The following is a 13148-nucleotide window of genomic DNA, read 5'->3' on the forward strand; positions in this document are numbered from 1 at the left end:
GGCGCCGAGGTCGGCAGCGCGGCGGTCCAGCGCCTCGCGCGACAGGCAAACCGTAACCTTCCGGAACTGCGCACGCATGACCGGTTCGGCAACCGCATCGACGTGATCGACTTCCACCCGGCCTGGCACGAGTTGATGCGCCGGACCTGGGAGAGCGAGACGCATGCCTATGCCTGGACCCATGACCGGTCAGGCGCGCAGGTCGCGCGGGCGGCGTTGTCGTATTTGTGGAACCAGGGCGAGAACGGCGTCTGCTGCCCGATGGGCATGACCTATGCCTCGATCGCCGCGCTGCGCCACGATCCGGCGCTGCACGACGCCTGGGCGCCCCGCATCAACGCCCGCGCCTATGACCCGCGCGCCGTCCATGCGGCCGACAAGCCGGGCGTGACGGTCGGCATGGCGATGACCGAAAAACAGGGCGGCTCCGACCTGCGGGCCACCCAGACCATCGCCGTCGCGGCCACGCCCCGGCGCGGCGCCGGCGCCGAATACCGGCTGACCGGGCATAAATGGTTCTTCTCGGTGCCGATGAGCGACGTGTTCCTGACGCTCGCGCAGACCGAGGGCGGGCTGTCGTGCTTCCTCGCCACCGGCTGGCTGCCCGACGGCACCCGCAACCGGCTGAAGCTGCAACGGCTGAAGGACAAGTGCGGCAACAAGAGCAATGCCAGCTCCGAGGTCGAGTTTTACGGCCTGCACGCCGTGATGCTGGGCGACGAGGGGCGCGGCATCCGCACCATCATCGAGATGGCGCATCTGACGCGGCTCGACTTCGCGGTGGGCAGCGCGGGGCTGATGCGCCAGGCACTGAGCCAGGCGATCGCCCACACCACCGGCCGCCGCGCGTTCCAGCGGGCGCTGGTCGACCTGCCGATCATGCGCGGCGTGATCGCCGATCTGGCGATCGAGAGCGAGGCGATGACGTGGATGGGCCTGCGCCTCGCCGGGGCACTGGATGCCGGCGAGCGGGGCGACGCGGCGGAGGCGGCGCTGTCGCGCGTGGCCACGCCGGTCGCCAAATACTGGGCCTGCAAGCGCGCGCCCGGCTTCGTGGCCGAGGCACTGGAATGTCACGGCGGCAACGGCTTCATCGCCGATCATCTGATGGAGCGCCTGTACCGCGAGGCGCCGCTGAACGGCATCTGGGAAGGCACCGGCAACGTGATCTGCCTCGACGCGCTGCGCGCCATGCAGCGGGCGCCGGAGACGACGGAGGCCTATCTCGACGAGCTGCGCCGGGCACGCGGCGCGGATCGACGCTACGATGCCTTCGTGGACCGCCTCGCCGCCCGGCTCGCCGAGAAGCAGGGGCTGGAGCCGGTGGCGCGGCAGGTCGTGGAGCGGATGGCGCTCGCCCTGCAGGCCGGCCTGCTGCTGCGCCACGCCCCGGACGCCGTCGCCGAAGCGTTCTGTGCGACGCGCCTCGACGGCGACTGGGGCCACGCCTATGGCGCGCTGCCGGCCGGCCTCGACACGGGCGCGATCGTCGACCGCGCCCGCATCGATACGGATGCCTAGTCCCAGATCGCGCCGTCGGTCGGCAGCTGCGCGAAATCACCGGCGTCGTGGCACAGGAAGACGGGCACGCCGGACCGCTCCAGCTGGCGCATGCGGTTGCGGGTCATGCTCATCGCGGCGGTGCTCCAATCCCACGGCATCGGCACCATCGCCTCGTAGCCGTCCCGCTGGTGGCCGACATCGGCACCGAGGCAGACCGGCCCGCGCTGCGCCAGATCGAGGATCAGCGCCTGATGCGCGGGCGTGTGGCCGGGCGTGCGCACGAGCCGCATCGAGCCATCGGCGAACAGGTCGAAATCGCCTTCGATCTCGACGATATCGAGCGACCGGATCGCCGCGAAGTCGTTCTGGCAGTAAACCGGGCGCGTCCAAGCGTCCGGCCACAGCGCGTAGCGTATCTCGTCGCGCTGCATCACGTGCACGGCGTGCGGGAAATAACCCATGCCGCCCGCGTGATCGAGATGCAGATGCGAATAGACGACATACCGCACGTCCGACGTTTTGTGCCCGAGCCGTTCGAGCTGCGCGTCGATCGCATGGGCGCGGGTGAAGCCGGCGGTGCCAAAGGCGTCGGGGATGCCGGCGCCCCAATAGGCATCCCGCCGATCCGGATCGGCGACCGCATGGTTGATACCGGTGTCCCACAGGATCAGCCCGTGCTTCGGATGCTCGATGATGCCGACCGTGGTCGGCACCTCCACCTTGCCGGGCGCGAAGGCCACGAGCTTGTTCTTGTCCGGATTGAGCGGCCCGGCGTTCACCACCGTCAGACGCAGTCCTTTCATGGCATCCCCCTTGTGGCGCCGCTTGCCGGGCGCCTGCATTGCGATCACCCCGTCACCGGTCGGCAGGGCGGGGCCGCGCTTTGTTGCGGTGCAAACAGCCGCCGCATGCGCAAGCTTAGCCGAGCCCGCGTCTCCCGGAAACCGCCGCCGGGCGGCCGGGCGCGTGGCCCCGCGTCGATTGACAGCCGCATCCGACTGGCCGAGTCTTCGCGGCCCGAGCGGCCCGGACGGTCGCGCACCACGCCGACACGGTGCGCTGTCCGGACAAGGGTCCCCACCGAAGCCAGGCGGACAGACGCGCATGGACCGATCCGATAACAGCAAGCCGCGCCTGCGCAGCCGCCGCTGGTTCGACGACCCGCATGACCCCGGAATGACCGCGCTCTACCTTGAGCGCTACATGAATTACGGCATCACGCGCGAGGAGCTGCAGGGCGGCAAGCCGATCATCGGCATCGCCCAGACCGGCTCCGACCTCTCGCCGTGCAACCGTCACCATCTGGAACTGGCCAGCCGGGTGCGCGACGGCATCCGCGACGCGGGCGGCGTGCCGCTGGAGTTTCCCGTCCACCCGATCCAGGAGACGGGCAAGCGCCCCACCGCCGCGCTCGACCGCAACCTCGCCTATCTCGGGCTGGTGGAGGTGCTGCACGGCTATCCGCTCGACGGCGTCGTGCTCACCACCGGCTGCGACAAGACCACGCCCGCCTGCCTCATGGCGGCGGCGACGGTGAACATTCCGGCGATCGTGCTGTCCGGCGGTCCGATGCTGGACGGGTGGTGGAAGGGCCGGCTGTCCGGCTCCGGCACCATCATCTGGGAAGGCCGCAAGCTGCACGCCGAAGGCAAGATCGGCTATCAGGAATTCATGGAAATGGTGGCGAGCAGCGCGCCGTCGGTCGGCCACTGCAACACCATGGGCACCGCGAGTTCGATGAACTCGCTGGCCGAGGCGCTGGGCATGTCGCTGCCCGGCTGCGCGATGATCCCCGCGCCGTATCGCGAGCGCGGCTGGATGGCGTTCGAGACGGGCCGGCGCATCGTCGGCATGGTGCATGAAAACCTGCGTCCGTCCGAAATCATGACGCGCGCGGCCTTCGATAACGTGGTGGCGGCGGCCGCCGCCCTCGGCGCCAGTTCCAACTGCCCGATCCACATGATCGCGATCGCGCGGCATATGGGCGTCGAGCACACGCTCGACGACTGGCAGCGCGTCGGGCCGGGCGTGCCGCTGCTGGTCGATTGCCAGCCGGCGGGGCGCTATCTCGGCGAGCGGTTCCACCGCGCGGGCGGCGTGCCTGCGGTGATGCGCGAACTGCTGCGCGCCAGCCTGCTGGACGGCAGCGTGCGCACCGTCACCGGCCGTACGCTGGCCGAGGATCTCGCCGACGTGCCGGAGCCGGACCGCGACGTGATCCGTGCGATCGATGCGCCGCTGCGCGAGCGCGCCGGCTATGTCGTGATGGGCGGCAACCTGTTCGACACGGCGGTGATGAAGACGAGCGTGATCTCGCCCGACTTCCGCGCCCGTTTCCTGTCCGACCCCGCGCATCCCGACGTGTTCGAGGGCCGCGCCATCGTGTTCGAGGGGCCCGAGGACTATCACGCCCGTATCGACGATCCCGCGCTCGACATCGACGAGCATTGCGTGCTGGTGATCCGCAACTGCGGCCCCGTCGGCTATCCTGGCGGGGCGGAGGTGGTGAACATGCAGCCGCCGGCCGCGCTGCTGAAGCGCGGCATCGACGCGCTGCCCACGATGGGCGACGGCCGGCAGTCCGGCACCTCCGCCAGCCCGTCGATCCTCAACGTGTCGCCGGAGGCGGCGGTGGGCGGCGGTCTCGCGCTGCTGCGCACCAACGACCGGCTGCGCATCGACCTCAACACGCGCCGCGTCGATCTGCTGGTCAGCGACGCGGAGATGGCCGCGCGTCGCGCCGCCTGGACGCCGCCCGACCTGCCCAACCAGACGCCGTGGGAGCAGATCTCGCGCAGCCTCGTCGGCCAGCACGGCACCGGCGCGTGCCTGGAGCCGGCGACGCTGTTCCTCGACATCCTGACGACCCGCGGCGAGGCGCGGCACAACCACTAGACCCCCACGGCCAGAACACACTGGAGAGCGCGCATGGGCGACCGACTGGCGGGCAAGACCGCCTTCCTGACCGCCGCCGGCCAGGGCATCGGACGGGCGACGGCACTGGCCTTCGCGGCCGAAGGCGCACGGGTGATCGCCACCGACCGCGACGAGTCGCTGCTTGCCGATCTCGCGGCGCGCGGCATGCGGACCGCGAAGCTGGACGCGCTGCATGCCGAGGACATCGCCCGCGCCGCGATCGACGCGGGGCCGGTCGACGTGCTGTTCAACTGCGCCGGCTTCGTGCATCAGGGCACCGTCCTCGACGCCACCGAGGAGGACTGGGACTTCGCGTTCGACCTCAACGTGCGCTCGCAGTTCCGCACCATCCGTGCGTTCCTGCCGGCGATGCTGGAACGCGGCGGCGGGTCGATCATCAACATCGCCTCCGCCGCCGGCAGCGTGAAGGCGGCGCCCAACCGCTTCGTCTACGCGACGACGAAGGCGGCGGTGGTCGGGCTGACCAAGGCGGTGGCGGCGGATTTCGTCACCCGCGGCGTGCGCTGCAACTGCATCTGCCCGGGCACCATCGAGACACCGAGCCTCGGCGACCGCATCGCGGCCAACGCGGCGGCGGCGGGTTCGGTCGAGGCCGCGCGGGCGGCCTTCGTCGCACGGCAGGCGATGGGACGGCTCGGCAGGCCGGAAGAGATTGCGGCACTCGCGGTCTATCTGGCATCCGACGAGAGCGTATTCATGACCGGCCAGGCCGTGGTGATCGACGGTGGCTGGGCGCTGTAATCAGGGAGCGAGAGACCGATGAAACTGCTGCGCTATGGTCCGCACGGCGAAGAGCGGCCCGGACTTCTGGACGCGCACGGCACGATCCGCGACCTGACGGGCGTGGTCGCCGACATCGACGGCGCGGCCCTCGCGCCGGCATCGCTGGCACGGCTGGCCGCGATCAATCCGGCGACCCTGCCGGCGGTGGACGGCGCGGTGCGCATCGGCGCCTGTGTCGCGCGGCCGGTCAATTTCATCTGCATCGGCCTCAACTACGCCGACCACGCGGCCGAGACCGGATCGCCGATCCCCAAGGAGCCGATCGTCTTCCTCAAGTCGCTCGGCGCCTATTCCGGCCCTTATGACGACGTCCTCATTCCGCGCGGATCGGTCAAGACGGACTGGGAGGTGGAGCTCGGCGTCATCATCGGCACGACGGCGCGCTATGTGCCGGAGGCCGCGGCGATGGATCACGTGGCGGGCTATTGCGTGGTCAACGACGTGAGCGAGCGCGCCTTCCAGCTCGAACGCGGCGCCACCTGGGACAAGGGCAAGGGCTGCGACACCTTCGGCCCGGTCGGCCCGTGGATGGTGACCAGGGACGAGGTCGCCGATCCGCAGAACCTCGCGATGTACTGCGACATCGACGGCGTGCGCATGCAGGACGGCAGCACCCGCACGATGATCTTCAACGTGCGGCAGATCGTGTCGTATGTCAGCCATTTCATCACCCTGCATCCGGGCGACATCATCGCGACCGGCACGCCGCCCGGCGTCGGCATGGGCAAGAAGCCCGAACCGGTCTTCCTGCGGCCCGGTCAGACGATGACGCTCGGCGTCGCCGGCCTCGGCGAGCAGCGGCAGGCGGTCCGGGCGGCCTGAGGCCGGCGATCAGCGCGCGGCATCCCGCTCCAGCAGCGGGATGACGCTGCGCGCATCGTCGAGCGGCGCATAGACGAGCGCCCGCAGGTCCTCGTACTGGCTCGGCGAATACACGTCGTGGTCGATGACAAGCCGGCGCGTGACGGTCAGCGTATCGCCGTCGAGCGCGTAACTCGCCCGGTAGCTGCCGGCGGCGTTGTCCACGTCGACCGGTGGCGGCAGGTCGGTCGCCATGCGGCCCGGCGGCAGGCGCAACGCGATCCGCCACGCATAGTCGCGCGCCCCGGCGATCACCGGGTAGCGATGATGCGGGTCGCCGTCCACCAGATCCCGCAGCGTTGCGATGCGCTTGAAGTCCACGCCGACCGGAACGGTGAGATAGGCGACGCGCCCATTCAACGGCAGGCCGTGCGGGCTATGCCATGTCGCCGACAGGGTGAACGGGATGTCGAGGTCGCGCGGGTCGGTCGCGGTGATGTCGCCGGTGCCGCCCTCGGGCGTCGCGGCCAGCATCCGGTCGGCGAGCGCCGGCAGCGACGCCGCATCGGCAATGGTGTCGCGCAGGTCGGACTCAAGACGCGGCGAGACCGTCATCCGCGCCTGTCCGTCGATCGTGCCGTCCGGCAGGACGGTCGCCTGCGCGTCCCAGCGATAGGTCTCGTCGGCCGGCGTGGACGGGGGCGTCGTCACGGCCTCGCCGTCCGGCGTGGCGAGCACGGCCTGCTTGCCGGCTAGCCGGCGGTCAAGCGCCCCGAACGGTGCATAGGGATCGGTCGGGTTCGCATACAGGTGATAGTCGGGCAGCCACACGATGACGTGGTTGAACGCCCACGGCGTCGCGATCGGCAGCGGGCGATAGGCGTCGCTCCAGTCGATCAGCACCGGCTCCGCGCGGATGCCGAGCGCCGCGAGCAGCGCCTGCATCAGGACGACGTGATCCTTGCAGTCGCCATAGCCCTGCCGCAGCACCTCCTCCGCCGGATGGGGAATCCAGCTCGATTCGGGATCGAGATAGATCGCGACATAGCGGATGCGGCGGGCGACGTAGTCATAGACCGCGCGCGCCGCCTCCCGCCCGGTGCGGCCGGCCGCGATGCGCGTCGCCAGCGCCGACAGCGCCGGCGTGGGCGCCGCCTGCCGTTCGCTTTGCCGGTAGTAGATGGCGCCCACCGCCGCCAGGTCCGGCACGGTGGCGGCGAGGAACAGCGGCCGGACGTCGCTCCATGCCACCATGTTCCGCTCCGGCTCGCCGGGCGGCATGCCGGCGATGCGTGCGGTCACGTGCCGCACGCCATGCGTGACATCGCTCTCGACCGCGAAGCCGCGCCCGCCCCAATGCAGCGCGACCCCCTCGGGCGCCGTGATGCGCACGCGCATCGCGGTCACCGCCTCCGCCGAGGGCGGTTCCTCCCACACGTTGAAACCGGTCACCGCCGGTCGGCGCTGCACGAAGCGCCAGCTTATGTGGGTGTGCGCGCCTTCCCGCAGACGGGGAAACAACACGGTGGTCGTCTCCGTCGTGGTGAAGCCGGGCGAATCGTCCGCGGCGGCGCTCGGGCGCGTGAAGATGTTCGACGCGGTGACCGGCACGCGCTCGCCGTCGGGCTCCTCGGTCCAGGCTTCCAGCACCTGCACCGACTGGGTCGCCGGGTGGAAGGTGAATGCCGCGCGGTCGCGCAGGTCGAGACCGCGCGCGGTCAGCAGCGTGTCGTCGCGCACCGATGTCGCGGTGTAGGTCAGATCGCCGTTGACCACGTAGTCGATGTCGTAGCGGTCGACGCGGGCATGGATCGTGACCGCCGCCTGCGCCCGCCATGCGGCGGCGAGCAGCGCGAGGCAGGCGAGAGCCCCGCGCGGGCGCGGCCATCGGCATGGCCACGTGTACGGCCACGGGCGCATGCGCACGCGGCGGCCCGGTCAGGCGGTCAGGGCGCCGGCGGCCGCGCGCACCGCGCCTACCGTCTCCGTCGCCGCGCGCGCCAGAAGGCCGCTGTCGTTGGCGATCGTGACGAAGCGGAAGCCCATGCCCAGCATGCGCGCGGCATAGGCCGGGGTGGCATTGTGAATGCCGGCATAGATGCCGCGCCGGCCGGTCTCGCGCAGCAGACGCTCGTAGATGGCGAGGATTTCCGGCTCCTCGCGGTCCATGATCGGCGCCATGCCGAGCGAGAAGCCAAGGTCGCTCGGCCCGACATAGATCATGTCGATGCCCGGCACATCGAGGATCGCCTCGAGATTGTCGAGCGCCTCGCGCGTCTCGATCATCGGGATGACCATGACCTCGTCGTTGGCGGTGCGCTGATAGTCGCTGATCGCGCCGTACAGGGCCGCCCGGATCGGCCCGTTGCTGCGGCTGCCACGTGGCGGATACTTGGCGGCGGCAACCAGCGCCTCCGCCTGGGCGCGCGTGTTGACCATCGGGCAGATCACGCCCATCGCCCCGCCGTCGAGCACCTTGCCGATGATGCCCGGCTCGTTCCACGGCACGCGGACGAGCGGCGTGGGCGGAAACGCCGCCATCGCCTGGTAGCAGCGCACCATTGACAGATAGTCCTGCACGCCGTGCTGCAGATCGACGGTCAAGCTGTCCCAGCCGCACCGGGCCATCGTCTCGGCCGCGAAGCCGTCGGGGATGGCGAGCCAGCCGTTCACGCACCCCTTGCCGGCATGCAGGCGCTGCTTGATGGTGTTCGGCATCGGTTCACGGCCCCCCGGCTGTCGCGCCTGCACGCTAGGCGCCGCGGGACGGAGGCGTCAAACCGCGTGACGCGAGCGGGGAAGTGCATGTCAGAAGACCAGACCATCGCCAAAGTCGTCGCCGCCGCACGGGATTTCCTCGGCGAACGGATGACGCAGAATGCGAGCCTGCGCGAGCATCACGCCCGCGGGCAGGACACCTATCCCCCGCGCACGCCCGACGCCGTCGCCTTCATCGAGACGACCGAGGAAGCGGCGCGGCTGCTCGCGCTGTGCAACGCGGCGGGCGTGCCGGTCGTCCCGTTCGGCGGTGGCACGTCGCTCGAGGGGCACGTGACGCCGGTGCGCGGCGGCATCAGCCTCGACCTGTCACGCATGACGGCGATCCGCGAGATCGCCGCCGACGACATGGACTGCCGGGTCGAGGCCGGCGTGACCCGCGATCAGCTCAACGCCCATCTGCGCGACGCGGGGCTGTTCTTCCCGGTGGACCCCGGCACGTCCCACTGCACCATCGGCGGCATGTGCGCGACCCGCGCCTCCGGCACGAACGCGGTGCGCTACGGCACGATACGCGAAAACGTGCTCGGGCTTACGGTCGCGCTGGCGGACGGGCGGGTGATCCGCACCGGCGGGCGGGTGCGCAAATCCTCGGCCGGCTACGATCTGACACGGCTGTTCATCGGGTCCGAGGGCACGCTCGGCGTCATCACCGAAATCCAACTGCGCCTGCACGGCATACCGGAGGCGATCTCCTCGGCCACGTGCCAGTTCGACACGCTCGCGGGCGCGGTGGAGACGGTGATCGCGGTCCTGCAGGCCGGCATCCCGGTCGCGCGGATGGAATTGCTCGACGACGTCCAGATGGCCGGCTGCATCGCCTATTCGAAGCTGGAGGGGCTGGACGCGGCGCCGACGCTGTTCTTCGAGTTCCACGGCACGCCCGCGAGCGTGGCGGAACAGGCCTCGGGCGCCGAGGAGATCGCCGCCGCCTACGGCGCCCGCGGCTTTGCCTGGGCGACCGACACGGAGACACGGGCGCGGCTGTGGAAGGCGCGGCATGATGCCTACTGGGCGGCCCTCGGGCTGAGGCCCGGCGCCGGCGGGCTAGTGACGGACGCGATCGTGCCGGTCTCGCGGCTGGCGGACGCCATCCTGGGCGTGAAGGAGGACATCCTGGCCTCGGGCCTGACGGCGCCGATCGTGGGCCACGTGGGCGACGGCAACTTCCACACCGTCATTCTGGTGCCGCCGGAGCCCGACGGGCTGGAGCGGGCCTGGGCGCTCGACCGCCGGATCGTGGCCCGCGCCCTCGACCTTGGCGGCTCCTGCACCGGCGAACACGGGGTCGGCCTCGGCAAGCGCGAATTCCTGGTGCGGGAACTGGGCGAGGACGTCCTCGACGTCATGCGGTCGGTCAAACGCACGCTCGACCCGCAGGGCATCCTCAATCCGGGCAAGATCTTCCTGAACTGAGCCGCCACCCGCCACCCGCCGCCGCGAGATGGCGGCAAGTTCATCCGCCAGCCGATTGACCTTGCCGCGCAGTGCGGCGCATGCGAACGCCATCGGAGTGGCGGCATGGATCAGCGGATGGCGGACGCGCCCGCACCGGCGGGGTTCGGCGCGGAGCATGACGGCTTTGACGGTGACAGCCGGACGGCGGTGGCCGGATTAGGTCTCGTGCTGGCGTTCGCGGCGGCACTGTGGTGGCTATGCGCGGAGCATCCGGCACGGCTGCCGGACTGGGCGCCGTGGGAGTTTTCCTGGACCCAGTTCGTCGCGGCGGGGCTCGCGCTGTTCTGGTATGCGCGCGGCGTCGCGCTGACGCCCGCCGCCCGGCGGCCCGGACCATGGCGCCATGTCGCCTACGTGGGCGGCGTCGCGGCGATCTACACCGTGTTGCTGACGCACTTCGAATACATGGCGCAGCACATGTTCTTCCTGAACAGGCTGCAGCATCTGGTGATGCACCATCTCGGCCCGTTCCTGATCGCGCTGTCGTGGCCGGGCGCGTCGCTGCTGCGGGGCATGCCGCCGCCGGTGCGGCGCGTCATCGAATGGGCGCCGCTGCAACGGGTGATGTGGGTCGTACAGCAGCCGGTGATCGCCGGCACGCTATTCGTCGGGCTGATCTATCTCTGGCTCATCCCGGCGGTCCATGTGCGGGCGATGATCGATCCGCGCCTGTACGACGTCATGAACTGGACCATGGTGATCGACGGGCTGCTGTTCTGGAGCCTCGTGCTGGACCCGCGTCCGTCGCCGCCGGCGCGCACCTCCTATGCGATGCGGATGCTCGTGACCACGCTGGTGATGTTTCCACAAATCATGCTCGGCGCGACGATTACCTTCAGCACGACGTCGCTTTACTGGTATTACGACGTCTGCGGGCGGCTGTATCCATCGATCGGCGCCCTGCTGGACCAGCACATCGGCGGCGTCATCCTGTGGATCCCGAGCGCGATGATGAGTTCGGCCGCGTTCATGCTGACCCTGAACAACGTGCGGCTGAACGAGGAGCGGCAACCTGTGATGGAGGATGACGATGACGGTCCGGCCCCGATTTCGGCAAGTGCGTGGACGGGCCGCTAGGGCCCTGTTCGCGACCGGTGCGGCGGCGCTGATCGGCACGGCCGCACTTGCCGCCGAACCCGGGCTGACGGTGACCGATGGCTGGCTGCGGGTGATCATCGCGGGCCGCCCTGCCGCCGGCTACTTCACGGTGCGCAACGACGGGGCCACGCCGCGCGTGCTGAACGGCGCCCGCTCGCCCGCCTGCGGCTCGCTCATGCTGCACCGGAGCACGGAGGCCGGCGGCCAGGAACGGATGGAGATGGTGGCGACCGCGACCGTGCCCGCGCATGGGACACTGCGCTTTACCCCGGGGGACTACCATCTGATGTGCATGCAGCCGACGGCGGCGGTGCGGCCGGGCGCCAAGGTGCCGGTCACGCTGACCTTCGCGGACGGCGGCACGGTCAGCGGGAATTTCATGGTGCGCGGGGCAAAGGGACAATGAACATGGGCATGCCGGGCCGACGGGCGCTTCTCGGCACGGCCGGTGCCGCCGTCCTCGCGGTCGCGGTGCCGCTCGTCGGCTCGCCGGCCGATGCCGCGACCGCCGCCGCCGGGTGGCACGGCATCGACGTCACCGGCAGCAGTCCCGCGCTCGAATTGTCGATGACGCGTGCCAGCGACGGCCGCGCGGTCACGGCCGCCGATTTCCGGGGCCGGGTGGTGATGCTGTATTTCGGCTACGTCTCGTGCCCGGACGCCTGTCCGCTGACGATGAGCCGCATCGCGCATGTGCTGGACAATCTGGGGCCGCTCGCGAGCCAGGTGCGGGTGCTGTTCGTGACCGTCGATCCGGCGCGGGACACGCTGCCTGTCGTGCGCGACTATGCCTCCGCCTTCGGGGTGGATTTCGTCGGCCTGCGCGGCACGCCGGACGCACTCGCCGCCCTCGCGCGGCGCTATCGCATCGCCTATTCGATCACCCCGGCGACCGAAGACACGCCCGAGGCGGTCACCCACAGCTCGGCGGTCTACGTATTCGACCGCACGGGCCGCGCCCGGCTGCTGATCCCCGGCCTCGCGTCGCAGACCCCCGACCTCGACGGTGTCACGGAGGACATGCGCCGCCTCATCGTGGGCGACGCGCCGAAGGGCCTGATGCAGCGCATGTGGGATGCCGTCCTCGGCATGGTCTGAGCGGGTCCCGCTACCACGGCCCCACCCTGGCGAGTGTGACGCCGGCAACACGCAGCGCGGCCGAGCTAGTCGCACGGTCGGGTATGCGAACGCCAAAGGCTTGCCGTCCGCCGCCGCGCAGGTTGTAAATCCAGACATGTTCGCGTGGTTGCGTCCGGAGCGGCATGATGTCGTGCCGGCACGGCCGGGACTGTGAGCGCGATGTCCTCGCAGCAGGCGGCATTCTTGCGCTATGATTTGTCAGCAGTCTAATAATAGTCGCAATAATGACAAAACCGTGGGCACGGGCCAGGAAACGTCGACGTGATGCTTGGCGATCTTGGCCCGTCCGCCGCATCCCCCTTCGCGCGGTATCGTGACGCGGCCCGGCCCACACCGCGATGAGTGACACACAGGCCGCGGCCGGCGGCGGAGCGCTCCGCCCGGTTCTCCGGCTGGTCGCCCGCGACGAGCGGCGCGGCACCACCGTCGCCCGCGATGCGGGGCCCGAGGGGCTGACAATCGGCCGCACCCCCGACAACGGCATGGTGCTCCCGGACCTGGACCGGTTCGTCTCGGGGCGGCACGCGGTCATCGACCACGCGGACGGCCAGTTCCGCGTCACCGACACCAGCACCAACGGCACCTACGTTAACGGCGAGACGAGCGCGCTCGGGGCGGGCCAGACGCGCGTGCTCCGCCCCGGTGACCGG

12 protein-coding genes are annotated in these 13148 nt (G+C 70.4%); 9 read left to right on the forward strand and 3 right to left on the reverse strand.

The window, feature by feature from the left end; all coding sequences use genetic code 11:
• On the forward strand, window positions 1–1521 hold a 1521-nt coding region (locus tag B8460_RS09920; RefSeq protein WP_048861437.1), incomplete at its 5' end, for an acyl-CoA dehydrogenase family protein.
• Here B8460_RS09920 and B8460_RS09925 read toward each other — a convergent pair.
• Window positions 1518–2306, reverse strand: a complete 789-nt coding sequence (locus B8460_RS09925) for an N-acyl homoserine lactonase family protein (protein ID WP_158322795.1) — start codon at window positions 2304–2306, stop codon at window positions 1518–1520. The genes B8460_RS09920 and B8460_RS09925 overlap by 4 nt on opposite strands.
• Before the next feature lie 301 nt (window positions 2307–2607).
• Here B8460_RS09925 and B8460_RS09930 point away from each other — a divergent pair, with 301 nt between their 5' ends.
• From B8460_RS09930 to B8460_RS09940, 3 genes are read left to right on the forward strand one after another with little or no spacing between them, the layout of a single operon-like run.
• A complete protein-coding gene (locus B8460_RS09930; RefSeq protein WP_048861439.1) occupies window positions 2608–4398 on the forward strand; it encodes an IlvD/Edd family dehydratase in 1791 nt (596 codons plus the stop codon).
• Between the two features lie 33 nt (window positions 4399–4431).
• Window positions 4432–5181, forward strand: coding sequence for an SDR family oxidoreductase (locus tag B8460_RS09935; protein ID WP_048861440.1), 750 nt, complete (start codon window positions 4432–4434; stop codon window positions 5179–5181).
• Window positions 5182–5199: 18 nt separating this feature from the next.
• A complete protein-coding gene (locus B8460_RS09940) occupies window positions 5200–6045 on the forward strand; it encodes a fumarylacetoacetate hydrolase family protein (RefSeq protein WP_048861441.1) in 846 nt (281 codons plus the stop codon).
• Between the two features lie 9 nt (window positions 6046–6054).
• Here the strand turns inward: B8460_RS09940 and B8460_RS09945 are convergent, their stop codons facing one another.
• The gene (locus tag B8460_RS09945; RefSeq protein WP_048861442.1) at window positions 6055–7944 is read right to left on the reverse strand and encodes a DUF3857 domain-containing protein; all 1890 of its coding nucleotides are present in this window, start codon (window positions 7942–7944) and stop codon (window positions 6055–6057) included.
• An 18-nt stretch (window positions 7945–7962) separates the two neighbouring features.
• Window positions 7963–8742, reverse strand: coding sequence for an HpcH/HpaI aldolase family protein (locus B8460_RS09950; RefSeq protein WP_048861443.1), 780 nt, complete (start codon window positions 8740–8742; stop codon window positions 7963–7965).
• Window positions 8743–8829: 87 nt separating this feature from the next.
• Between B8460_RS09950 and B8460_RS09955 the strand changes: the two genes are divergently transcribed.
• The 5 genes from B8460_RS09955 to B8460_RS09975 form a co-directional block, all read left to right on the forward strand.
• Window positions 8830–10218 carry an FAD-binding oxidoreductase gene (locus B8460_RS09955; protein WP_048861444.1) on the forward strand — a complete coding sequence of 463 codons (1389 nt, stop codon included), beginning with the start codon at window positions 8830–8832 and terminating at the stop codon, window positions 10216–10218.
• A 105-nt stretch (window positions 10219–10323) separates the two neighbouring features.
• Window positions 10324–11337, forward strand: coding sequence for a cytochrome c oxidase assembly protein (locus tag B8460_RS09960; protein ID WP_048861445.1), 1014 nt, complete (start codon window positions 10324–10326; stop codon window positions 11335–11337).
• Complete coding sequence (locus tag B8460_RS09965; protein WP_158322797.1) at window positions 11318–11764, forward strand: copper chaperone PCu(A)C; 447 nt, start codon at window positions 11318–11320, stop codon at window positions 11762–11764. Before B8460_RS09960 ends, B8460_RS09965 begins: the two co-directional genes overlap by 20 nt.
• A 2-nt stretch (window positions 11765–11766) precedes the next feature.
• Window positions 11767–12456 (forward strand): SCO family protein, encoded by a 690-nt coding sequence (locus B8460_RS09970; RefSeq protein WP_052945205.1) that lies wholly within the window; start codon window positions 11767–11769, stop codon window positions 12454–12456.
• 380 nt (window positions 12457–12836) lie between these two features.
• Window positions 12837–13148, forward strand: a 312-nt coding sequence (locus B8460_RS09975) for an FHA domain-containing protein (protein ID WP_048861447.1), incomplete at its 3' end; no start/stop codon positions are given.

Origin of the sequence: Acidisphaera rubrifaciens HS-AP3 (genome assembly GCF_000964365.1) — a bacterium.
GTDB lineage: Bacteria > Pseudomonadota > Alphaproteobacteria > Acetobacterales > Acetobacteraceae > Acidisphaera > Acidisphaera rubrifaciens.